The organism is Rhodococcus sp. IC4_135, from assembly GCF_011602025.1.
GTDB lineage: Bacteria > Actinomycetota > Actinomycetes > Mycobacteriales > Mycobacteriaceae > Rhodococcus_F > Rhodococcus_F baikonurensis.
Window position 1 is genome coordinate 1 of sequence record NZ_JAAOLG010000027.1, and the last position, 21,899, is coordinate 21,899.

21 protein-coding genes are annotated in these 21,899 nt (G+C 63.1%); 18 read left to right on the forward strand and 3 right to left on the reverse strand.

Going from position 1 to position 21,899, the window contains the following annotated elements; genetic code table 11:
- Window positions 1-2,156: PQQ-binding-like beta-propeller repeat protein (locus tag G8767_RS28785; protein WP_240952895.1), on the forward strand; the 2,156-nt coding region annotated here is incomplete at its 5' end.
- Window positions 2,157-2,201: 45 nt separating this feature from the next.
- Window positions 2,202-4,577, forward strand: a complete 2,376-nt coding sequence (locus tag G8767_RS28790; protein ID WP_166813233.1) for an RDD family protein — start codon at window positions 2,202-2,204, stop codon at window positions 4,575-4,577.
- Between the two features lie 30 nt (window positions 4,578-4,607).
- Here G8767_RS28790 and G8767_RS28795 read toward each other — a convergent pair whose 3' ends face one another.
- The gene (locus G8767_RS28795; RefSeq protein WP_166813235.1) at window positions 4,608-6,017 is read right to left on the reverse strand and encodes an acyl-CoA synthetase; all 1,410 of its coding nucleotides are present in this window, start codon (window positions 6,015-6,017) and stop codon (window positions 4,608-4,610) included.
- A gap of 28 nt (window positions 6,018-6,045) precedes the next feature.
- The gene (locus G8767_RS28800; RefSeq protein ID WP_095970826.1) at window positions 6,046-7,386 is read right to left on the reverse strand and encodes an SLC13 family permease; all 1,341 of its coding nucleotides are present in this window, start codon (window positions 7,384-7,386) and stop codon (window positions 6,046-6,048) included.
- A gap of 99 nt (window positions 7,387-7,485) precedes the next feature.
- Between G8767_RS28800 and G8767_RS28805 the strand changes: the two genes are divergently transcribed.
- The 14 genes from G8767_RS28805 (at window position 7,486) to G8767_RS28870 (ending at window position 19,498) form a co-directional block, all read left to right on the forward strand.
- Window positions 7,486-8,133 carry a GntR family transcriptional regulator gene (locus G8767_RS28805; RefSeq protein ID WP_166813237.1) on the forward strand — a complete coding sequence of 216 codons (648 nt, stop codon included), beginning with the start codon at window positions 7,486-7,488 and terminating at the stop codon, window positions 8,131-8,133.
- A 267-nt stretch (window positions 8,134-8,400) separates the two neighbouring features.
- Window positions 8,401-10,965: an ATP-dependent zinc metalloprotease FtsH gene (gene ftsH, locus G8767_RS28810; protein WP_166813239.1), complete on the forward strand. Its 2,565-nt coding sequence runs from the start codon at window positions 8,401-8,403 to the stop codon at window positions 10,963-10,965.
- Between the two features lie 59 nt (window positions 10,966-11,024).
- The gene (gene folE / locus G8767_RS28815) at window positions 11,025-11,642 is read left to right on the forward strand and encodes a GTP cyclohydrolase I FolE (RefSeq protein ID WP_019746783.1); all 618 of its coding nucleotides are present in this window, start codon (window positions 11,025-11,027) and stop codon (window positions 11,640-11,642) included.
- A gap of 5 nt (window positions 11,643-11,647) precedes the next feature.
- Window positions 11,648-12,508: a dihydropteroate synthase gene (gene folP / locus G8767_RS28820; RefSeq protein ID WP_166813287.1), complete on the forward strand. Its 861-nt coding sequence runs from the start codon at window positions 11,648-11,650 to the stop codon at window positions 12,506-12,508.
- Window position 12,509: 1 nt separating this feature from the next.
- Window positions 12,510-12,875, forward strand: a complete 366-nt coding sequence (folB, locus tag G8767_RS28825; RefSeq protein ID WP_166813241.1) for a dihydroneopterin aldolase — start codon at window positions 12,510-12,512, stop codon at window positions 12,873-12,875.
- The gene (gene folK, locus G8767_RS28830; RefSeq protein WP_166813243.1) at window positions 12,872-13,375 is read left to right on the forward strand and encodes a 2-amino-4-hydroxy-6-hydroxymethyldihydropteridine diphosphokinase; all 504 of its coding nucleotides are present in this window, start codon (window positions 12,872-12,874) and stop codon (window positions 13,373-13,375) included. Before folB ends, folK begins: the two co-directional genes overlap by 4 nt.
- Window positions 13,376-13,392: 17 nt before the next feature.
- Window positions 13,393-13,860, forward strand: a complete 468-nt coding sequence (locus tag G8767_RS28835) for a DUF3180 domain-containing protein (RefSeq protein ID WP_153213529.1) — start codon at window positions 13,393-13,395, stop codon at window positions 13,858-13,860.
- 68 nt (window positions 13,861-13,928) lie between these two features.
- Window positions 13,929-15,029: a DUF6779 domain-containing protein gene (locus G8767_RS28840; protein ID WP_206029885.1), complete on the forward strand. Its 1,101-nt coding sequence runs from the start codon at window positions 13,929-13,931 to the stop codon at window positions 15,027-15,029.
- A 110-nt stretch (window positions 15,030-15,139) separates the two neighbouring features.
- Complete coding sequence (locus G8767_RS28845) at window positions 15,140-16,081, forward strand: DUF2520 domain-containing protein (protein ID WP_166813246.1); 942 nt, start codon at window positions 15,140-15,142, stop codon at window positions 16,079-16,081.
- Window positions 16,074-17,006 (forward strand): pantoate--beta-alanine ligase, encoded by a 933-nt coding sequence (panC, locus tag G8767_RS28850; RefSeq protein WP_346843047.1) that lies wholly within the window; start codon window positions 16,074-16,076, stop codon window positions 17,004-17,006. Before G8767_RS28845 ends, panC begins: the two co-directional genes overlap by 8 nt.
- Window positions 17,007-17,033: 27 nt before the next feature.
- On the forward strand, window positions 17,034-17,480 hold the full coding sequence (gene panD / locus G8767_RS28855; RefSeq protein WP_003945761.1) for an aspartate 1-decarboxylase: 447 nt from the start codon (window positions 17,034-17,036) through the stop codon (window positions 17,478-17,480).
- A gap of 3 nt (window positions 17,481-17,483) precedes the next feature.
- Window positions 17,484-18,299 carry a type III pantothenate kinase gene (locus G8767_RS28860; protein ID WP_095970833.1) on the forward strand — a complete coding sequence of 272 codons (816 nt, stop codon included), beginning with the start codon at window positions 17,484-17,486 and terminating at the stop codon, window positions 18,297-18,299.
- Between the two features lie 261 nt (window positions 18,300-18,560).
- On the forward strand, window positions 18,561-19,079 hold the full coding sequence (locus G8767_RS28865; RefSeq protein WP_095970834.1) for a cysteine dioxygenase family protein: 519 nt from the start codon (window positions 18,561-18,563) through the stop codon (window positions 19,077-19,079).
- Window positions 19,076-19,498 (forward strand): rhodanese-like domain-containing protein, encoded by a 423-nt coding sequence (locus G8767_RS28870; protein WP_166813250.1) that lies wholly within the window; start codon window positions 19,076-19,078, stop codon window positions 19,496-19,498. The genes G8767_RS28865 and G8767_RS28870 overlap by 4 nt, the downstream gene beginning before the upstream one ends.
- A gap of 21 nt (window positions 19,499-19,519) precedes the next feature.
- Here the strand turns inward: G8767_RS28870 and G8767_RS28875 are convergent, their stop codons facing one another.
- A complete protein-coding gene (locus G8767_RS28875) occupies window positions 19,520-20,479 on the reverse strand; it encodes an AraC family transcriptional regulator (protein ID WP_095970835.1) in 960 nt (319 codons plus the stop codon).
- Window positions 20,480-20,559: 80 nt separating this feature from the next.
- Here G8767_RS28875 and G8767_RS28880 point away from each other — a divergent pair, with 80 nt between their 5' ends.
- Window positions 20,560-21,393, forward strand: a complete 834-nt coding sequence (locus G8767_RS28880; RefSeq protein WP_166813252.1) for an NAD(P)H-binding protein — start codon at window positions 20,560-20,562, stop codon at window positions 21,391-21,393.
- Window positions 21,390-21,893 (forward strand): anthrone oxygenase family protein, encoded by a 504-nt coding sequence (locus G8767_RS28885; protein ID WP_166813254.1) that lies wholly within the window; start codon window positions 21,390-21,392, stop codon window positions 21,891-21,893. The genes G8767_RS28880 and G8767_RS28885 overlap by 4 nt, the downstream gene beginning before the upstream one ends.
- Window positions 21,894-21,899 lie beyond the last annotated feature (6 nt).

The window sequence follows — 21,899 nt, forward strand, 5'->3', positions numbered from 1 at the left end:
TTGTCACGGTTCTACGATCGGGAGACACCGATGGACCTGTGGCCGGCCAGCTGGTCAACACCTACCCCACGCAGCCGACGCCAGGGTGGTCGTTGGACGTTGACGAGGTTCTGCCGGGCGGAAGATTTCTGTGGCCGGATTCGCTCGGTGCGAGCTATGGAACGGCGAGATTCATCGACGTGGGACAGACTCTGATCACTACGGTCGGTCCACAGCAGGGACAGCAATCCCAACTTGTTGCAGTCGACGCCGAAAGCGGATCCATTCGATGGCAATCGCCGGTCGCCGGCACGGTGTCGTGTGCGACCGCCGCGATCGATGCAGCCCTACCTTGTGTCGTCAGGAACCCTGGTGGAACAGCTCGAATCGTTTCCTTCTCGCTCGACTCGGGGGCGATTCGTTCGAGTGTCGACACCGACACAGCCACCTTGGTAGAGGTTTCCGACGGAGCGGTCTTCACTGTCGGCGGTAGCCAGTCCGGGCTGGTGATTTCGCGCGGTACGCCCAACGATCTCGACGCGGCGTGGACAACGACAATTCCACCGGAAACCGACTGCGTCGGATCCGGCGATTCGCATTCGTTCGAGATCGTGGACGGCATCGTCTATTACTCGAGCATTGGATCGACGGCGCTCAACGCGGTCGATGGCGCACTGCTTTCGAATCCGAATCTGGGTGGCTACGAGGCACTTCCAGGGCAGGGTTTTGCCGGCGTCCTCTGCGCGATGCCATTTCCCTCGGACGGATACTCCAGCATCGTGTCCGACCGCGACGGTGCCGAGAGATTTAGAGTTGACGAAGACGCACCGGCATCACCGTGGCTTGTCTCGGCATCGAACTCTCGTCCGTACATCGGCTCGCACGGTGCCTACGACATGAACGACGGCACCGAGCTGTGGTCGGTCGTCGGCGGAGACCACTTCTCGCTACGCCGGATCGTCGGCGACATCGTGTTGGGCAACGACTCGGACACGCTCTCGGCCTACCGAATCGACACCGGGGAACAGTTGTGGTCGACCAAGATCGGTGACTACTTCTCTTACTCGGTCTCGGACGGTGAGCGAATTCTCGTCCATCCCAACGACGGCAGGGTACTTGCCGTCGAACTCGACGACGGCTCCATCAGCTGGTCACTCGATTCCCACACCAACCACTGGTCTTGGTCGAAGGCCCACGACGGACTCGCGTCGATCTCCAATGACGAATTCGTCTACTACCGACCGACCGGCGGACCGTCGGGAGCGCCAGGCAAACTGTCCGCTGTCCCTGAAATCGACGGAGGCGACGAGTACGTCACGAAATGCGGACGGACGCCGACCCTGACGCCGGTTGAATACCGCACGCAGGCAGAGGGTCTCGTCGTCCGAATGGAAATGAAAGCATCATGTCCCGGCGGAGACATCGTCTCCACCGACGCACTTCGGGTGTCGATCACCGACACCGGCCAGAGCGTTGCATCGGCGGTGTTCGACTTCTCCGATGCCCCGATCTACCTTCCCCGAACCGATGGGACGAACACGACGAACTCGATCCAGCGCGAGTTCCTGTACGACCTCGGTAGCTTCTGGAGGCTGCCGAACACTCTCGGTGAGTCTTCGAGCCTGACCAATTCGAGAGCGTCAGGTGCTCAACTCGTCGAGTGTGAGGACGAGGGGACAAGTGATGCCAGCCTGACGTCCGGGCCGGCATCGCGAAGTGACACCAATACGCCGATCCGGCCCACACGTAGCGCGCAGCCGACAACGGGCGACGTCGAATCTGCGAGTCTCGACGCCCTCCGAGCTCAGGCCGACGCCGATCGTCCGTTTGTGACCGGTGACCTCGCAAACAGGTGGGTGGCTCAGATCTCCTCCAAGCGGGTTGGGCTCGATGCGGCGGATATCAATGGCGCTCAGGTGCATTGGACTGCTGCCCAGATCCTGCGACAGCATCTCGAACTTCGTCTCATGTATCCGGAGGTGCGTCTGCTCTGGAGTGACGAATGGCGGACCTTCGATCTCCGGGGTTGGTGGATAACCGTCGCAGGCTTGACGTTTGCGGATGCGGATGCAGCCAACGGGTGGTGCGATTCGAAACGGATTGCCAACGATCAATGCTTCGCCAAGATCGTCAGCAACGATCGCGATTCGTCGGGTACCACCAAATATCGGCGATAGTGCCTGAGCCGTTTGGCGCACTTCCACATCTGAGGAGCTTGGCGAATGACCGAAGACAACTCGCGTCAACACGGTGAACCATCGATAAACGGTTTGCCCCAGTCGCACGACATGTATCCACCGGCTCAGGGCTATTCACCCACGCAATCTGTGTTCCAGGATATTCGGATCGGTGACTACACCCGCGATGGGACAGCCGCCGTACTGCTGTTCGTGTCGTTCTTCTTACCGTGGAGCATGACCGTCGGAATAACCCGCGTCGGTTCGAGTGGTCTTGTCGCGCTCATTGTTCTGCCGATACTGCTGTCGCTGGTGTCACTGTCTCTGCCGTACGTGGCGCGCCTCGGAATGCTCGGGCCGAATTGGAATGTCGGACAGATACGTGTGCTGCGTCTGGTGGCCAACGCGCCCCTCCTTTCTGCCGTCGTGGGTTTGGTCGTCTACGACGTCATTCGAGGAATGTTTCGATTCAGCGAGAGTTCGAGTATTTTCACCGGCAACGGGGTCGGCGCCGGAGCGTGGTTCGGGCTTGCCGGTGCCTTGCTCGCAGCGCAACCGCGAGCGGCCGAAATTCGCATCGACCCTCGAACTGCGCCGCGATGGTTGGCGTTGGTGAAGCCGCTTGTGTTTGTGGCTTGGGGGTCGTCAGTGGCCTCGGCGCTACTCGCGCTGATCTACATCCTGGTCTCCGCCAGTCGCTACCGATATTACGACGGGCCGCAGACATTCGAGAGCCTGATCGTTCTCTTCGTGTCGTCGGCTGTTCCGATCGTCGTGGTGGGTGTTGCGACAGTCGGTCTCGTCAGACGGTTTGCGTCCTGGCGCCTCACCATCGCCGCGCTCGGCATCGCTCTCCTCGCAGCCGGATTACTCCACTCGATCAGCGAGGGCACAAGTGTCGAGCTGTTCCACACGGTCACGGCTAGTCCGTACTACGGCATCACGTTCTTGATTGCCGCAGCCGCAATTACATTCATTCCATTCGGTGTTGCATCCGTCGGCGACGGGACGCACCCCGGATACGTCTGGCTCGCAGCGGCACGAAACGGCATGCTGTTGATCGCGGTGTGGAGCTTCGGTGTTGGATTCTCTCAGATCGCCATGGCAGCAACGCAATTTGGCATCGTGCCGTGGGGAGATGCGTTAGTGCTCGCTGTTCTCGCGATACTCGTCGGGATTCTTGCCGTCGTCGGAGTCAAATCACTGTCGCTGCGGTATTCTTCGCTCGACCCTCGCCCGTCACGCGAGGTCTGTCTCGGAGTCTGTGTCGGCTTGCTGGTCCTGATGATCGCTCGTCTCGTGGTGCAGTCGGCCATGTACGGCGAAATATATTACAGTTCATGGATATTCGATCTCGCCATGGCGATGCTGGTAGTTGTGGTCGCTCTCGCCCTCACAGTCTCACCGGCTGTTCGGAATTTGTATGCGGGGGTGCAACTGTTCGCGTCAGCCACCACGGTTACAGCTGCGGTACCGAATCTTGGACAGCCCGTTCAGCCTTCGCGGCGTGCTCTCGAGGCTGCGGATCCGCGGACTCCGGCGGCGGTGCTGTTCGCGATCGCGTCGAGTTCGCCGGAGTTGCGGCCGGCGATTGCCGCGAATCCGTCGACGTACGACGACCTTGTGACGTGGCTCGAAGCGTTGGGTGATCCTGCTGTGGATGCGGCGTTAGATCGAAGGGCTGCTGGTCAATTCGGCCTAGTCGGACACGAACCCGAACCCGAACCTGCGACAGAGAAGTTCATATCGAGTGCACCGGAATCCCGCTCCAGCGGCGCCCCTGTGCATTCGGCCGAACCGCAGCTGGCCGTACCGCAACTGGCCGTGCCGCAACCGAACCCGGGGTATGTGCCGACCGGCGTTCCACTCCTGCCTGGTGGGTTTCGGCCGGCCGGCACCGGGATACGAGTTGCCGCGCGGTTCATCGATTTTGCCATTCTCGGAGTTGTGTCGGTCGTCGGCGGAATGATCTCCACCGCGACGCTCGGAAGCGCTTTCGACTTCGATGCCTACCGGACAAGTTCGGGTCTGATCGGCCTGCTGATCGGGATCGGTTCGATCGTGTACTTCGTGTGGGGAGAGTCGGCATTCGGGGTAACCCTGGGCAAACTCGCCCTCGGAATAGGCGTTCGCTCGATAGGAGGTGCGCGTCCGACCCTGGCGCAGTCCTTCAAACGGAACGCATTCGTGATTCCCATGTACCTCGGATCGGCTGTTTCGGCGTTGGCCATGCTCGGTAGTGGCGACGAGCTTGTCGGCATGCTGAGTTCGATGTCGTTGGGCAGTATCGCCAGTATCCTGGGTAATATTGTAACGGTGGGCATTTCGATCGCGATCATCGTTTCGATCAGTGGCGCACCGGACGTACGTGGCTTTCACGATCGGATGGCTGACGCCGTCGTCGTGGTCATCCGACAGTAGCCGAGCACGCTTTGACGGAGGCGACTTGCCTCAGAGCGTCAGCAGTTTCTTCTGCACCTTGCCCATGGCGTTGCGGGGCAAGCTGTCGACCAGACAAACCTGGCGAGGACGCTTGTGGATCGACAGCGATTCGGCGACGAAGTCCGAAACCACTGCGCAGTCGGCTACCTCCCCGACGATGAAGGCGACTATGCGCTGTCCGAGGTCGTCGTCCGGCACACCGACGACGGCGGCCTCGCGAACCCCCGGGTACGCCAGAAGCGCCTGTTCCACCTCGCCTGCACCGATGCGGTATCCACCGGACTTGATCATGTCGACAGACTCGCGTCCAACGATGCGGTGGAATCCGCTGTCGTCGATCACCGCGATGTCGCCGGTGCGGAACCAGCCGTCCTCGGTCATGGATTCCGCTGTCTTCGAGGGGTTCCCGAGGTACTCGTCGAAGAGCACGGCTCCCGAAACTTCCAGTTGCCCAAGCTGCTCACCGTCGTGCGCCGACAGTTCACCGTTCTCGCCGCGCAACCTCGTCCTGACTCCGGGAACAGCGTGCCCGACCCAACCCGGGCGGCGTTCGCCGTCGTGCGTCGTGCTGACGGTGATGAGAGTTTCACTCATTCCGTAGCGCTCGACGGGAGCCAGCCCGGTCAGCGATTTCATCCGCTCGAACAACGGAACCGGAAGTGGTGCACTGCCGGACACGAGCAAGCGCGCGGATCGCAATGCTGCTGCCGCCGAGGGATCTCCGCACACTCGTGACCAGACGGTCGGAACACCGAAATACAGCGAGCCACCCGCTGCGGCGTACGACTCCGGGGTCGGTCTGGCGGTGTGAACAAGCGGCGAGCCCACGCGCAACGCACCCAAAACTCCGAGGATCAATCCGTGGACGTGGAAGAGGGGTAGCCCGTGGACGAGTGTGTCTTCCGGAGTCCAATTCCACACGTGGGCAAGCGCGTCGAGGTCCGCTGCGATCGCTGCTCGCGAGAGGACGACGCCTTTCGGTGCTCCGGTGGTTCCCGAGGTGTACATGATCAGGGCGGTGGCTGCCGCTTTCGGTTCGGGATACGACGTCGATGATCGTGCGTGAATATCGATGGGAACCAACGGGACACTTGAGTCCGACAGTCCTTCTCCGAGTAGCAGTTCTGCCTTCGAATCGGCGATGATGTGCTGACGTTCGAGCGGGCCGGAGTCCGGCGGGATCGGGACCACGGCAACACCGGCGATCAGCGCGCCGGTCACAGCAACGACCGTCTCGAGGCCGGCGGTGGCCTGTACTGCCACTCGCTGCGCACCGTGGATTCGATCGGCGACCGCGGTGGCGGCGGCCAACAGGTCGGCGCGAGAGAGGGTTGCGCCTTCGCCGAAACTGACCGCCGCTCCGTGATCGTCGAAGATGTGGGGGTCGAGGGAGCGCAAAAGTGTGGATTCGCTGTTCATTGTGAGTTTCCTTTCTTTGAAAGAAGTTTCAGACGGACCAGGGAACAACGAACAGCAGCCAGGCGAGGATCGGCGTCACGACCATGATGGTCATGCCCCACCGCATCGTCAGCCCGAACACCACGTCGCGTTCTTCCGGAGCGGCGTTCGCCACCACCAGTGCGCCGTTGGTCGAGAACGGACTGCAATCGACCAGAGACGACGAGATCGCCAGCGCGATGACCAGACCGGTTGCATTGACCTGACCGGTCATGAGGAAGGGAATTGCCAAGGGGATGAGTGCTCCGAGGATTCCCGTTGTGGACGCAAACGCCGAGACGATCGCGCCGATCAGACAGATCAAGAAGGCCGCGAGGAGCGGAATGCCTACGTGCGCTACCGAATCCCCGAGCCACTGGACGGTGTTCTGGTTCTGCAGTAAGGCCACGTACGTGACGATTCCGCCGATGAGGAGCACGGTGCCCCAGCTGATCTTGTCGACGGCTCCGCGGGCGGAGGCCGGGAAGATCAGGGTGAGAAGTACCGCGACGGTCAGTGCGGTGAATCCGACGTCGAGGTCGAAGACCAAGGCGCCGAGGGCAAGTGACGCCAGTCCGAGCAAGGTGAGTCGCCGCTCGAGATTGAGTGCTCCCTCGTGCGGAGCGGTCCCACCCGAGGACCTACCGCCGCCCTTCGAGCTGTCGCCGGAACCCGAACCGGTGATGGTGTCGCCACCGCCCGACGCGTTTCCGACTGCGCTGACGAGCACGCGTTCCGAGGCGCCGCGAGCGATCAGTGCGCGACCGCCGAACGAGACGTACGCGATGGCAGCGACAACGGCCGCAGCCGCGAAGGTCGAGACGAACAGCAAGGCCGGGCTCGACGGGAGACCGTTCTGGCGCATGACGTCGTTGGTGATCACGCCGAAGATTCCGATGGGGGAGAAGCTGCCCGCCGTTGCGCCCTGGACGACCATGAAGCCCATCAGCATGGGGTGGATCCGGTAGCGGGTGGCGAAGCCCATCGCCACGGGCGCGATGATGGCGACGGCAGCGGGACTGACCGCACCCATGGCGGTCACGGCCGCGCAAACAGCGAACATCGCCCACGGCACGAGGGCCACTCGTCCTCTGACCGCCCGCACTGCCGCGTGAATGATCCAGTCGACCGTGCCGTTGTTTCTGGCCAGCGCGAACAGGTAAGTGACACCGACCAGGATGACGAAGAGGCTGGCCGGGAAGCCGTCGAGGATCTCGCTGGTATCGACGGTGAAGACCAGCGTTCCGACGACGAAGGCAGCCACCAGGGCGAGTGCACCCATGTTCACCGACCTCACGGTGGATATGACGAACACCAGGACAAGTACTGACAGGGCTATGACATTTGCCATCGAACTCTCAATCCGTTCGCGACCAGCTTGTGGTCTACATCACTTGGAATTGGCCTAGCCTCTCTGCCACTGCGCCATTTGTCAAGTACACTCCGAGGCATGAATTCGACGTCATCGCCCGGCTCGCGCTCGGGCCTGCCCGGACGATTGAAGCGTCCGCGTCTGTACGAGCAGTTGGCCGAGCACATCTCGAATTTCATCGAGGCTCAAGGTCTTTCGCCCGGCGATCGGCTTCCTCCCGAACGTAGCCTGGCTGCCGAACTCGGCGTGAGTCGCGCGTCGCTCGCTCAGGCGCTCGTTGCCCTCGAGATCCGGGGCCGAGTCGAAATCCAGCACGGCAACGGTGCAGTGATTCGTGAAGCTCCGACGCCTGACGCGGGCCGCTCTGCGGACTCGGGAGTGCGGTTGCAAGACCGAACCGTCGACGAACTGACTGCGGCCAGGGAAGCGATCATGGCCGGTCTGGCGCGGGCGGCGGCGTCGAATCCCAACGCTGCGCTGCGGGTCGCGATGCTGACCGACGACGGGACCGCGAGAAACTTCGCCGAGACGTGGCGCTGCGTCAGGCACCTGGCCGGAGGCGGCTTGTTGGCCGATCTCGACGACACCATCGCCCAGCAGGCGGACGTGCCCGAATTCTCGGCTCGTCTGTCTGCGCGGCTCGATCGGCTCGCTCACCGCATCATCGACGGTGACCCGTCGGGCGCCGCTGACGCTGTTGCGGGAATCCTCTCCGACACGGCCTGACGAATAACGACGGACAAGCGTCGGAAAAGCGCACGATAACCACTGTGAGCGTGTTCGCTCACGGGAAACTGTGCTGCGACGTAGCCCGGGAACCTGATCGGCAATACGCACGTTGAACACAGTGACGACCGTTCCGACCAAGCGGCACGGCTGCTGGCGGGCATCGATGGGGCCGATCGCGGTAACCTGCAGGTGTCCGGTTGGCAGCCGGAAGGCGACCTGGCAGACCCGCACTCTCGAAAGGACCGGCCACATCGGCCGACCTGTATGAACCGTAAGACTGTGTTCCGTAACGTGCTACTCGTAGCCGTCGTGCTGTTGGTGATCTATGCCTTCAGCTACTTCAGCAACGACACTCGCGACTTCAAGACCGTCGACACCTCGGTCGCGATCTCCCAACTCGACGCCAAGAACGTTGCGTCGGCGCAGATCGACGACCGTGAGCAGCAGGTTCGTCTGTGGCTCAAGAACGGCAACGACGCCACCGACGGTAAGACGCAGATCCTGGCGAAGTACCCCGCGAGTGCGTCGGAGCAGATCTTCGACAAGGTCGAAGGCGCCGGAGCGGACAAGTTCAACACGACGGTCACTCAGGAGAGTTGGCTGACGTCGATCCTTCTGTTCGTGCTGCCGATGATCATTCTGTTCGGCATCTTCTTCTTCGTCATGAACCGGATGCAGGGCGGCGGTGGTCGCGGCGGAGTCATGGGATTCGGTAAGTCGAAGGCCAAGCAGCTCACCAAGGACATGCCGAAAACCACGTTCGCCGACGTCGCCGGTGCGGACGAGGCTGTCGAAGAGCTGTACGAGATCAAGGACTTCCTGCAGAACCCGGCTCGCTACCAGGCGCTCGGCGCCAAGATTCCGCGCGGTGTGCTGCTGTACGGCCCTCCCGGAACTGGTAAGACACTGCTCGCTCGCGCTGTTGCAGGCGAAGCCGGCGTCCCGTTCTTCACCATCTCCGGTTCGGACTTCGTCGAGATGTTCGTCGGTGTCGGTGCTTCGCGTGTTCGCGACATGTTCGAGCAGGCCAAGCAGAACAGCCCCTGCATCATCTTCGTCGACGAGATCGACGCCGTCGGTCGTCAGCGCGGAGCAGGCCTGGGCGGCGGACACGACGAGCGCGAGCAGACACTCAACCAGTTGCTCGTCGAGATGGACGGCTTCGGTGATCGCACCGGCATCATCTTGATCGCCGCAACCAACCGTCCCGACATCCTGGATCCCGCACTGCTGCGTCCGGGACGCTTCGATCGCCAGATTCCGGTCGGGGCCCCCGACCTCGCCGGTCGCCGCGCGATCTTGCGCGTGCACTCGCAGGGCAAGCCGATCGATCCCAACGCCGACCTCGAAGGTCTCGCCAAGCGGACCGTCGGCATGTCGGGTGCCGATCTCGCGAACGTCATCAACGAGGCTGCGCTGCTCACCGCTCGCGAAAACGGGACCGTCATCACCGAAGCCTCGCTCGAGGAATCGGTGGACCGTGTTGTCGGTGGACCGCGGCGTAAGAGTCGCATCATCAGCGAGCACGAGAAGAAGATCACGGCATATCACGAGGGCGGTCACACGCTGGCTGCTTGGGCAATGCCTGACATTGAGCCGGTCTACAAGGTCACGATCCTCGCTCGCGGTCGCACCGGCGGTCACGCGATGACGGTGCCCGAGGACGACAAGGGCTTGATGACGCGTTCGGAGATGATCGCTCGTCTCGTCATGGCAATGGGTGGACGCGCCGCCGAGGAGCTGGTGTTCCACGAGCCCACCACCGGAGCGTCGTCCGATATCGACATGGCGACAAAGATCGCCCGCGCGATGGTCACCGAATACGGCATGAGCGCCAAGCTCGGCGCAGTTCGCTACGGACAGGAGGGCGGGGATCCGTTCCTCGGCCGTTCGATGGGCGTTCAGTCCGACTACTCCCACGAGATCGCCCGCGAAATCGACGAGGAGGTGCGCAACCTCATCGAGGCAGCGCACACCGAAGCGTGGGCCATCCTCAACGAGTACCGCGATGCGCTCGACCTCATCGCGACCGAACTGCTCGAGCGTGAGACGTTGACTCGCAAGGACCTCGAGAAGATCCTTGCCGGCGTCGAAAAGCGTCCGCGCATCACGGCTTTCAACGATTTCGGTGGGCGTACGCCTTCGGATCGTCCGCCGGTGAAGACTCCGCGCGAACTCGCAATCGAGCGCGGCGAGACGTGGCCGGAGCCCGCTGCCGCACCTGTTCTCGTCAAGGCAGGCGCACCCAACAGCGGTGCCCCCAACGGTGGTGTCCCCAACAACGGTGGTCTCCCCAACAACGGCAACCAGGGACCTTCCAACGGCTACGCACAGCCTTCGTACCCACAGCCGAGTGCTCCGCAGCAGACGCCGCAACCGGGAACACCGGACTACGGAGCGCCCGCCGGATGGTCGGCACCGGGTTGGCCTCCGCGTGAGAATCCGTCTCCGACGTACCCCGGACAGCAGTCGGGTGGATACACCGGTGGACAGAATCCGACCCCGCCGAACCAGTCGCAGGGCCAGTACGGTCAGCCCCAACACGGTCAGCCCCAGCCCGATCAGGGGCAGTACGGTCAGCCGCATCCGGGCCAGCAGGCGTACCCGGAGCAGCCGCATCCCGGCCGCCGTTACCCCGCGCAGCCCGATTACCCGGTGCAGTACCCGGACGGTGGACCCTTCGCCGATCCGAATCGGGGAAACCCGTCAGGCGAAAACCAGTGGCAGAGCCCCACGCCGGAACAACCGCAGACTCCGCCGCCGCATCATTCGGCTGAGGACGACGGCCCGAGCACCGCTCGCTGGGACGGACCGGACGGATCTCGCTGACCCTGCGCCACTAGGCTCTGCGGCGGGGGACCTGTGAACAATTCTCGAGGAGAGTTCGGTTGTCGGTGAATGATGTGGCCAGTGAACTGGTGTCGCTCGGAACGGGCCGCCCGTTCGATCAGGCGCGGGCAGAGGCTGCCGTACGGGAATTGTTGATCGCGGTCGGTGAAGATCCGGAGCGTCCAGGCCTGCTCGATACGCCGGCCCGGGTTGCGCGCTCGTACAAGGAGATCTTCGCGGGTCTGTACTCCGAGCCCGACGACGCGTTGAACACAACTTTCGACGAGGGCCACCAGGAATTGGTGCTCGTGCGAGACATTCCGATGTTCTCGACGTGCGAGCACCACCTGGTGTCCTTCCACGGCGTCGCCCACGTCGGCTACATCCCCGGAAAGTCGGGCAAGGTCACCGGTTTGTCGAAGCTCGCGCGCGTCGTCGATCTGTACGCCAAGCGTCCGCAGGTTCAAGAACGCCTGACCAGTCAGATCGCGGATGCTTTGATGCGCAAGCTCGACCCGCGTGGAGCCATCGTCGTCATCGAAGCCGAGCATCTCTGCATGGCGATGCGCGGTATCCGCAAGCCCGGAGCCAGCACGACCACGTCTGCGGTTCGTGGGCTCCTGCAATCCAGCGCGGCCTCACGGTCCGAAGCGCTGGACCTCATCCTGCGTAAGTGAGCGAGATGTCCGCGGCTCCCGTTGCAGGCAGCGATCCGGCCCGGATGGTCGTGATGGGGATTCTGAACGTCACCGCCGATTCGTTTTCCGACGGTGGTCAATTTCTCGATCGTGACGCGGCGATCGCTCGCGGGCTCGAACTGCAACGCATAGGCGTCGACATCGTCGACGTCGGCGGCGAGTCGACGCGCCCGGGAGCCACCCGCGTCGATCCGAAACTCGAGGCGGACCGAATTGCGCCGGTGATCGAAGAACTCGTGGCAGCAGGAATCCGCGTCAGTGTCGACACGATGCGCGCTTCCGTCGCCGCCGCCGCGATCGAAGCGGGTGCAGGGATCGTCAACGACGTATCGGGTGGTCGCGCAGACCCCGACATGGCATCCGTTGTGGCCGACGCCGGAGTGCCCTGGATTCTCATGCATTGGCGCTCGGCCGGTGACTACGTCCATCGTGGCAGCGCCGATCAGTACGACGACGTGGTCCGCGACGTCCGTGACGAACTGCTGTCGCAGGTCGATCTGGCGTTGAAGGCCGGTGTCGATTCGTCGTCGATCATCCTCGACCCCGGCCTCGGGTTCGCGAAGAACGCCGACCACAACTGGGCACTGTTGCGAGCACTACCCGAGTTCAACGCGACCGGATTCCCGGTGCTCGTCGGAGCCTCCCGCAAGCGTTTCCTCGGGTCTCTGCTCAGCGATCCCGACGGCAATCCCCGTCTGCCCGGTGGGCGCGAGACTGCGACGGCCGTGGTCTCCGCCCTTGCGGCGCGTGAGGGTGCCTGGGGAGTTCGGGTGCACGACGCACAAGCTTCGCTCGACGCCATTGCCGTGGTCGACGCCTGGAACCGTGGACGAGAAAGGGCCTGACATGGGGGACCGAATCGAATTGCGCGGGCTGAAGGTTCGCGGCAACCACGGAGTGTTCGACCACGAGAAGCGTGACGGTCAGGACTTCTTCATCGACATCACCGTGTGGATGGACCTGGCTCCAGCCGCGGCGTCGGACGACCTGACTCAGACTCTGCACTACGGCGAGTTGGCGGAGGCCGCCGCAGCCATCGTCGCCGGCCCGTCGCGCGATCTCATCGAGACCGTCGCTGCGGAGATCGCGGACGACGTCATGAAGGATTCGCGGGTCGAGAGCGTCGAGGTCGTGGTCCACAAACCTTCGGCACCGATTCCGCTGGTCTTTGCGGACGTCGCCGTCGTCGCACATCGGACCAGATCGGTATGACGCGCGCTGTTCTGTCGATCGGTTCCAACATCGGCGACAGCGTGGCTCACCTGCAGTCCGTTGTCGACGGGTTGGGCAGCGCCGTCGTTGCTGTCTCACCGGTCTACTCGACGGCGCCGTGGGGTGGCGTCGAGCAGCAGGATTTCTACAACGCGGTGGTGGTGGTCGACGATCCCGAGGCCGACGCCGCTGAGTGGCTTCGCCGATCGCAAGCGCTCGAGGAAGCCGCAGACCGGGTGCGTGAACAGCGGTGGGGACCCCGGAGCTTGGACGTGGACGTGGTCGACTGCGAAGGCGTTGTCAGTTCCGATCCGGCGCTCACACTTCCGCATCCGCGCGCGCATCTTCGGGCATTCGTGCTCGTTCCTTGGCTGGACGTCGACCCTGATGCGACGCTGATCGTCGACGGCCAGAAGTTGTCGGTGGCAGAAATTCTCGACGGCCTCGATCGCAGTGAGCGCGAAGGTGTCCGCACTACCGATGTGGTGCTTGCGCGGTGACCGAAAACGACAAGGGTTTGAAGCCGACCCGGATCAGTGAACTCGCGGTACTCGCCGCAGTGGCGGCCGTGGCCACCTGGATTCTGATTCGCGTGTTCTACGGTTCGATGCCGCCCATCCCTGTTTATGCGGGAGCGTCGCTGTACTTCGTGGCTGTTGCCGAGGCCGTCTTCGCTTTTGTCATTCGTTCGCGCGTCAAGAATCGTCAGGTCGGTGACGGGCTCAGGCAGCTTCATCCGATAACCGCTGCCCGCGCACTGGCATTGGCAAAAGCATCCGCTTTGGTCGGTTCAGCTACCGTCGGTGTCTGGGTCGGAGTGTTGGTGTATCTCATCCCACAGCGCTCGGTTCTGCAGGCCGCGGCCTCCGACACGCCGGGCGCGTGGGTGGGGTTGGGCGCCGCAATTGCGCTGGTAGCGGCAGCTCTGTGGCTCGAACATTGTTGCAAGACGCCGGAAGATACACCTGACGAGCCCGCGCACTGACAGCCTGGTCGGCAAATCACCCACCGAGGTACGTGGCGACCCCGGTCTCGGCAAGTACCCTGGCAACCATGACAAATTCTGGTCGATCGAAGTCTGCGCGCCGAAGCAAGCGCAGCGCGAGCCAGATGATCATTGCTGCTCTTCTGGCACTTGCTGTCATTGCTTCGCTGTTTCTGATCTTCAGCAACAGCGTTCAGCTTCTTCGGGTGGGTCTGGTCGTCGCTCTGTGGGCAGCCACCCTCGGCGCTATCGCAATGACCAAGTATCGGCGTGAGTCGGCACTGGACAAAGCCAAGGTTGCTGATCTCCAGACAGTCTACGAACTGCAGCTCGAACGTGAAATTTCTGCTCGACGCGAGTACGAACTGAGCGTCGAAGGTCGCGTGCGCCGCGAGGTGACCGCGGACGCGGAGGAACTGGCCGGGCTGCGCGCCGAATTGGTGGCGCTGCGCCGAAACCTCGAAGCACTGTTCGAAGGTGGACTGCTGCCCGAACAGACCGCGCTCAAGACCGATTCGACGCGAGTGCCGGAACTCGGCGGTAGTTCGTACGGCGCGTACCAGCCGGCACCGTCGGGGTTGTACGTTCCCGGCGCCGGCCAGAGCGGACCCAGCCAACCGACACCGAACGTCGGCGGCTTGGCGTCACCCAACGACGATCCGGTGACCGCTGAGACGACCGTCGTGTTCGCGGAGACGTCGTGGCGTGACAGCAGCTTCGTGGCGCCGCGCGTCATTCCGACGCAGAAGTCGCAAGAAACGCAGAAGCCCCAGAGCGGGAACCAAGCACCGAGTTCTCCGGTGAGTTCCTCACCGACACGAACGGTGAAAGACGTTCCGGTGAAGAAGGATCCGGAGCCGGTCGCGCCGGTCGAGCCGGTCGAGCCGGAAGTCAAGGCTCCCACCCAGGCCCCGAAGATCGAAGACGCCGTCATCGAAGACGCTGTCGTCGAAGAGGTGCCCGAGGTTGTCCCCGAAGTTGTCGCGGAAGCTGAACCCGACCCCGCTGCGGAGCCTGATGCCGAGCCGCGCCGTCGTCGCCGTGCTGCCCCGGAGGATGCCGCCAGCGGTGCTCATTCCAACGGATTGACCGTCGCCGAAATCATGGCAAACCTGAGTTCGAACAATCCGTCCGAAGGCTCCGGTCGCCGTCGTCGCCGAGAGGACTGAGTCGCAGATCACTCGCCCGGCCATGGCATGACGGTTCGGGCGAAGGATATCCTCGGACGCAGAACGTCTGGTACCCGCCGAGCGGGACTGGAACGAACGAGAGGAATCCGGTGACTTCCTTCGGGATCACTAATGGACCTGCACCTGCGCGATTGACGGTAGGAATTGTCTCCGCAGGCCGGGTCGGAACAGCTGTCGGTGCCGCATTGGAGCGAGCCGGTCATGTTGTCAGCGCTTGCTCCGCCGTCTCCAGCGCCTCGGTCGCCCGCGCTGTGAAGCGGCTTCCCGATACCGAAATTCTTCCGGCTGCCGACGTCGCAGCTCGCTCCGAACTGCTGATTCTCGCCGTTCCTGACGACCAGCTTGCGGATCTTGTTCGAGGTCTCGCGGCCACCCGAGCCGTCAAGCCGGGCACACTCGTCGCCCATACGTCCGGTGCCAACGGCATCGCGATCCTGGCCCCGCTGACCGAACTGGGCGCGCTGCCCTTGGCCATCCATCCGGCGATGACGTTCACCGGTCACGACGAGGACACTGCGCGTCTGTCGTCGGCATGCTTCGGAATCACTGCTGCCGACGACATCGGATACGCGATCGCGCAGTCACTGGTTCTCGAGATCGGCGGCGAGCCCGTCCGAGTACGCGAGGAGAACCGCGCGCTGTACCACGCGGCACTGGCGCACGGCAGTAATCACCTGGTCACGCTCGTGGTCGACGCCGTCGAGGCGCTGCGAGCGTCGTTGCAGGGTGACGAGCTGCTCGGTCAGCAGTTGGTCGACGGAGATCCGGGTGGGGTGGCCGAGCGTGTCCTGCAGCCGCTGCTGTCGGCGGCCTTGGACAACGCGCTACGACGCGGTCCCTCGGCGTTGACCGGCCCGGTGGCACGCGGTGACGCTGCTGCCGTCGACACACATTTGCGCGTACTGACAGACCTGGATCCGGAGCTCGCTGCCGGCTATCGAGCGATGTCCTTGCGATCGGCCCAGCGGGTGGGCGCCCCCACCGAATTGTTCGACATCTTGACTGAAACGGGAGGTGACCGTCGTGAGTGATCTGCAGGGCGGATACAAGCGCGGCGAACTGACGGTGCACCACGATCCGGACAAGCTTCGGCGCGTCTCGCGGGCACTGCGCGGTGTCGGGCGTCAGGTGGCGCTCGTTCCGACGATGGGTGCGCTGCACGCCGGCCACATCGAACTGGTTCGTCAGGCCAAGGTCACCGGCGCGGTCGTGATCGTTTCCATCTTCGTGAACCCGCTGCAGTTCGGTGCCGGCGAAGACTTGGACGCGTACCCACGCACTCTCGATGCGGATCTCGACCTGCTTCGCGCCGAGGGCGTCGAATTGGTGTTCGCGCCGAGCGTCAAGACGATGTACCCGCGTGGTCAGCGCACCACCATCGTGCCCGGGCCGTTGGGCAGCGAACTCGAAGGCGGCGCACGCCCGACGCACTTCGCAGGAATGTTGACGGTTGTGGCGAAGCTGCTGCAGATCGCGGCACCCAATCACGCGTACTTCGGTGAGAAGGACTACCAGCAGCTGACGCTCATTCGTCAGATGGTGTGGGATCTCAACTTCGACGTACAGATCATCGGCGTTCCGACGGTCCGCGAGTTCGACGGCCTCGCGTTGTCCTCTCGCAACCGCTACCTCGACGAGAGCCAGCGCACCGCAGTGGTCGCGCTGTCCGCAGCTCTGATCGCCGGTGCGCACGCGGCGGCCGGGGGCGCGGAAGCAATTCTGGAAACCGCACGCGCTGTTCTGGCAGCTGTTCCGGAAATCGAGGTCGACTACCTCGAGGTGCGGGGCGTAGATCTGGGCCCCGCGCCCGAGCGAGGCGACGGCCGGTTGTTGGTGGCCGCCAAGCTCGGAACCACCCGTTTGATCGACAACGTCGGTGTCGCGGTGGGAACCGGGTTCCTCGAGCGTGACACCGACCCATCCGCCGACGCCATCGACGACCTGCTGTCTCACTGAGCACTTTTCACGAGTAAGGACCTGGATATGTTTCGCACGATGATGAAGTCGAAGATCCACCGCGCCACCGTGACTCACGCCGACCTGCATTACGTCGGTTCCGTCACGGTCGATCAGGATCTGATGGACGCCGCAGACCTCCTCGAAGGCGAACAGGTGTGCATCGTCGACATCGACAACGGTGCGCGTCTCGAGACGTACGTCATCGCCGGCGAGCGCGGCACTGGTGTCATCGGAATCAACGGTGCGGCAGCGCATCTGGTCAAGCCGGGTGACCTGGTCATCCTCATCGCCTACGGCGTGATGAACGAGCAGGAAGTCAAGGAGTACTCCCCGCGCGTCGTGTTCGTCGATGCCGACAACAAGCAGATCGAACTCGGCTCCGACCCGGCTCACGCGCCGGAGGGTTCGGGTCTGATCACCCCGCGCATGCTGTCGACACTCGAGGCCTCGCGCGAATCCAGCCTGGTGTAACCCATGCTGCTCACGGTCGACGTGCGGAACACCAATATCGTTCTGGGATTGTTCTCCGGGACTGGCGAGTATTCGAAGCTGTTGCAGGACTGGCGAATGCGAACCGACCCTCGGATGACTGCCGACGAGTTGGCGTTGACCTTCCGTGGGCTGTTGGGTACTCATGTCGATCAGATCACCGGCGTTGCGGCGCTGTCGACAGTGCCGTCTGTCTTGCGTGAAATCCGCGTGATGCTGGAGCGGTACTGGGGTCACGTTCCCCATGTGGTGGTCGAACCGGGTATCCGCACCGGTGTGCCACTGCTGGTGGACAACCCCAAAGAGGTGGGAGCCGACCGGATCGTCAACAGTCTTGCCGCGCACCATCTTTACGAGGGTCCGTGCATTGTCGTGGACTTCGGTACGTCGACCTGTGTCGACGTCGTTTCCGCCAAGGGGGAGTTCCTGGGCGGCTGCATTGCGCCCGGACTCGAGATCTCCACCGATGCCTTGGCGTCGCAGTCCGCTGCGCTGCGCAAGGTCGAATTGGTGCGCCCGCGTTCGGTGGTCGGCAAGAACACTGTCGAATGCATGCAGTCCGGCGCGGTATTCGGCTTCGCCGGCCTCGTAGACGGACTGGTCAACCGCGTACGCGACGAACTACCGGAGTTCGGTGGTGACGACGTCTCCGTGATCGCAACGGGGGACAGCGCGCCGCTGATCATCCCCGAATCCGACACTATCGATCACCTCGAACGGGACCTCACTCTCGAGGGGCTGCGGTTGGTCTTCGAGCGCAATCAGGCGCGTCGTGGATCCGGTCGACGACCCGTCGCCTGATCGATGGTTTTGCTCCAGCAGTTTCGCGATTGCGAAAGTTATGCCACAATAGTGCTCGTGAATCGCTGCATGGGTGCTCAGGAGTGTTGTCGAGGCTGACCGCTGCCTTGACCAATTCACATTCCTTGGAGCTAGCTCGTGCTATCCACATATTCTGCAGATCTCTCTGTTTTGGCCCCGACTCTTACTGCTGACCTCGCTGTTTCCGCAGGTCGTAGCTCTAATCGTGGAGCGTCTGGACGTCGTCCGAGTGGTGCGTCGTTGCCCACCCGCCTTCGCCCGGCCGATTTGCTGCGACTGACCGACGAGGGAGCGAACGGCGTGCTCGACGGCCGTTTCGATCACCTCATCCCCGATGCCTTCCCGACGCTCGACCGTTGGTCCACCCGCTTGCACGCGGACGACGACGTCGATGTGTGGCTCATCAGCTGGGTACCCGAACGCAATACCGAATTGCACGACCACGCAGGCTCGTTCGGCGCATTGACCGTCCTCAGCGGTTCTCTCACCGAATTCCGTTGGGCCGGTGACGCCCTGGTGGAGCGCCAGCTCGACGCCGGCGATCAGGCTTCGTTCCCGCTCGGATGGGTTCACGATGTCGTGCGTTCGACGGATGCTCCCGGCGCTCCGGTCGAAATCAGCTCTGATGCACCGACTCTGAGTGTTCATGCCTACTCGCCGCCGCTGACCGCAATGTCCTACTACGAAGTGACGGATCACCGGACGCTTCGCCGCACCCGTACCGAGCTGACCGACCTGCCCGAGGGGGGCACCAAATGACCATCGACCAAATGCTCGACGACGCTCGCGCACAGATCGATCGCATGTACGTTTTTCAGCTCACCGAAGCCTTTCACCGCGGAGCAATCTTCGTCGACATTCGTCCGCAGGCGCAGCGCGCCATCGAGGGAACTCTCCCCGGCGCACTCGCGATCGAGCGGAACGTGCTCGAGTGGCGCCTCGACCCCACCAGCAGCGCGCAACTCGCGCTGGCTACCGACCACGACGTCGAGTGGGTCATCGTCTGCTCCGAGGGCTACACCTCGAGCCTGGCCGCAGCGTCGTTGCAGCAGCTCGGCCTGCACAAGGCCACCGATCTGGTGGGCGGATACCAGGCGATCAAGGCTGCAGGTTTGCTCGGTGCGCTCAGCGGAGTGCGTCATTGCTCCCGCGAGTTGGCCGCTGTTTCCGCTCACTGACCCGTTTGCTGTGCGCCTTTATTAACCGCGGGCGGTTAATAAAGGCGCACAGCAGGTCTGGCGATAGATCTTCGGACTCACTCCGTGATGGCGGGTGAAGGCCGTCGTGAGGGCGAATGGGCTCGAGTAACCGACTTCTCGGGCGATCGACGACACCGTTCGTGCCGGGTCTGCGAGCAGATCCGCGGCCACGGACATACGCCATTCAGTCAGATAACCAACCGGCCCGATGCCCATGAGGTTGGTGAACCGGCGAGCGAAAGCTGCTCGCGAACTGCCGGCTTCCTGAGCCAAACTCGCGACCGTCCAGGGATGTTCCGGCCGATTGTGTATGAGCCGCAAGGCATGCCCGATGACGCGATCTTCGTATGCCTTGATCCATCGCGGTGATCGATCCGGATTCTCGGCGAACCACGTACGGACCGCCGAGATCAGGACCAGGTCCAGGAGTCGGTCCAACAAGACTTCCTGCCCTGGCCCATCGGAAGCGATCTGTTGTTCCAGAAGCGTTGTCATCGGCGCAGTTTCGATGCTGCCTCGGACCACCGCGACGGGCGTCAGGCTGTCGAGGATCTGGCGGCTGACGTAGGAGTCCAAACGATATGTGCCCGTGAGCATGACGGTTTCGCCGCTCGTCGAGTTGCCCCACGTGCGAACCCCGAGCACTGACATGTCCTCGAGTGGTGAGCCGTCGACCGCGGCGCAGTTCTGCGCTTCGTCGATGAGTACGTGAACCGGGGTGCCGGGCTGATCGGCGACTGTATACGGATCGGGGCCGCGCAGAAGTGCCACGTCGCCGGCCTCGAGATTCTCGGTCTGGCCGGTGTCGGAGACGACGACTGCGGTGCCGCGAACCAGAACCAGCACGGTGACGGGTGCGTGGTCCTCGATACGCAACGACCACGGTGGATCGAGCAACGAGCGCAGCAGAAAAGCGCCCTCCGCCCGCGATCCGGCCAGCATCATCGACAATGCATCCATGATTCGACGGTAGACGCTGGCAAATGTTTTTGCGACGTTCGACTATGGAGCGTATTGACGCCGCGCGGTCGAATGAAGACATGACTACAAGAGGTGACATTCAATCGGCAGTAGTGATCGGTGGTACCGGCAAGACCGGTGCGCGCGTGGCTCACAGGCTCACCGCGGCGGGCGTGCGGACCCGAATCGCGTCGAGAACCTCCGGGACGCTTTTCGAGTGGAACGATCAGACGACGTGGCAGCCCGCTGTGTCCGGTGTCGACGCGGCATACGTGGCGTATGCGCCGGATCTTGCGGTGCCGGAATCGAGCACGCACATCGAGGAGTTGGCGAATCTCGCGTATCGCGAAGGCGTCAGGCGAATGGTGCTCCTGTCCGGTCGGGGTGAACCGGCAGCGCAGAAGGCCGAGCGGGTGCTGGCCGACAGTGGCCTGGAATGGGCTGTGGTGCGGGCCAGTTGGTTTGCCCAGAATTTCAGTGAAGGGTATCTGCTCGACCCGATTCGAGAAGGCCACCTGGCACTTCCGACAGGTGGGGTGGGGGAGCCGTTCATCGACATCGACGATCTCGCTGACGTGGCGGTGGCCGCGTTGACTCGAACCGAGCTCCTCGGCCGAGTCCTCGAGGTGACAGGTCCGGAGTTACTCACTTTCGCGGAGGCCGTTGAGGCGATTTCGACGGCGTCGGGTCGCGCGGTGGAGTTCGAAAGAATTGGATTGCAACAATTTTCCGACAGCATGACGGAAGTCGGCATCCCGAGCGACGTCGTGGAGTTGCTCACGTACCTGTTCGCCGAGGTTCTCGACGGACGGAATCAAAGCGTGACCGGAGTGGTCGAAGAGGTCCTGGACAGGCCCGCTCGAGATTTCACCACTTTTGCCGCCGAGGTCGCTCGAACGGGAGTTTGGTCATGAAGAAGTCCGAGGTCTTTCTGGAGCTGTTGGTCGGCGTGACTGCCCTCGGCGCGCTCGTCGCCGGTGGTGCGTTGTTTGCTTTCTCTTCCTTTGTGATACCCGCCCTGCGATCGGTGGACACTCATACCGCGATCACGTCGATGCAGGCGATCAACGTCGAAGCACCACGCAGTGCCTTGATGCTGCCGCTCATCGGATCCGCGCTGACTGCACTGTCCGCTGGAATCTGGGCATCGATCTCCAGGCCGAACGGTTGGGTGCTCGTGGTCGTCGGTTGCGTCGGCGTCCTTGTTTCCTTCGCGGTGACCGCGATTTACCACGTCCCGCGTAACGACGCTTTTGCCTCGGTGAGCGCTACCGACGCAGCCGCATGGGCGTCGTACGAGGCGGGGTGGACGATGTGGAATCACGTCAGGGTTGCGCTGTACCTCCTGTCGGGAATCGTGCTCGCGGTGGCCGCGGTGCTACCAGCAACAAACGCGGTGGACACGGCCCAGTAGTCTTGT

What these genes read in the sequence shown, in the direction of transcription:
- G8767_RS28790 (WP_166813233.1), top strand. Translation starts at nt 2,202, where the DNA reads ATGACCGAAGACAACTCGCGTCAACACGGTGAACCATCGATAAACGGT.
- G8767_RS28795 (WP_166813235.1), bottom strand. Translation starts at nt 6,017, where the DNA reads ATGAACAGCGAATCCACACTTTTGCGCTCCCTCGACCCCCACATCTTC.
- G8767_RS28800 (WP_095970826.1), bottom strand. Translation starts at nt 7,386, where the DNA reads ATGGCAAATGTCATAGCCCTGTCAGTACTTGTCCTGGTGTTCGTCATA.
- G8767_RS28805 (WP_166813237.1), top strand. Translation starts at nt 7,486, where the DNA reads ATGAATTCGACGTCATCGCCCGGCTCGCGCTCGGGCCTGCCCGGACGA.
- ftsH (WP_166813239.1), top strand. Translation starts at nt 8,401, where the DNA reads ATGAACCGTAAGACTGTGTTCCGTAACGTGCTACTCGTAGCCGTCGTG.
- folP (WP_166813287.1), top strand. Translation starts at nt 11,648, where the DNA reads ATGTCCGCGGCTCCCGTTGCAGGCAGCGATCCGGCCCGGATGGTCGTG.
- folB (WP_166813241.1), top strand. Translation starts at nt 12,510, where the DNA reads ATGGGGGACCGAATCGAATTGCGCGGGCTGAAGGTTCGCGGCAACCAC.
- folK (WP_166813243.1), top strand. Translation starts at nt 12,872, where the DNA reads ATGACGCGCGCTGTTCTGTCGATCGGTTCCAACATCGGCGACAGCGTG.
- G8767_RS28840 (WP_206029885.1), top strand. Translation starts at nt 13,929, where the DNA reads ATGACAAATTCTGGTCGATCGAAGTCTGCGCGCCGAAGCAAGCGCAGC.
- panD (WP_003945761.1), top strand. Translation starts at nt 17,034, where the DNA reads ATGTTTCGCACGATGATGAAGTCGAAGATCCACCGCGCCACCGTGACT.
- G8767_RS28860 (WP_095970833.1), top strand. Translation starts at nt 17,484, where the DNA reads ATGCTGCTCACGGTCGACGTGCGGAACACCAATATCGTTCTGGGATTG.
- G8767_RS28870 (WP_166813250.1), top strand. Translation starts at nt 19,076, where the DNA reads ATGACCATCGACCAAATGCTCGACGACGCTCGCGCACAGATCGATCGC.
- G8767_RS28875 (WP_095970835.1), bottom strand. Translation starts at nt 20,479, where the DNA reads ATGGATGCATTGTCGATGATGCTGGCCGGATCGCGGGCGGAGGGCGCT.
- G8767_RS28880 (WP_166813252.1), top strand. Translation starts at nt 20,560, where the DNA reads ATGACTACAAGAGGTGACATTCAATCGGCAGTAGTGATCGGTGGTACC.
- G8767_RS28885 (WP_166813254.1), top strand. Translation starts at nt 21,390, where the DNA reads ATGAAGAAGTCCGAGGTCTTTCTGGAGCTGTTGGTCGGCGTGACTGCC.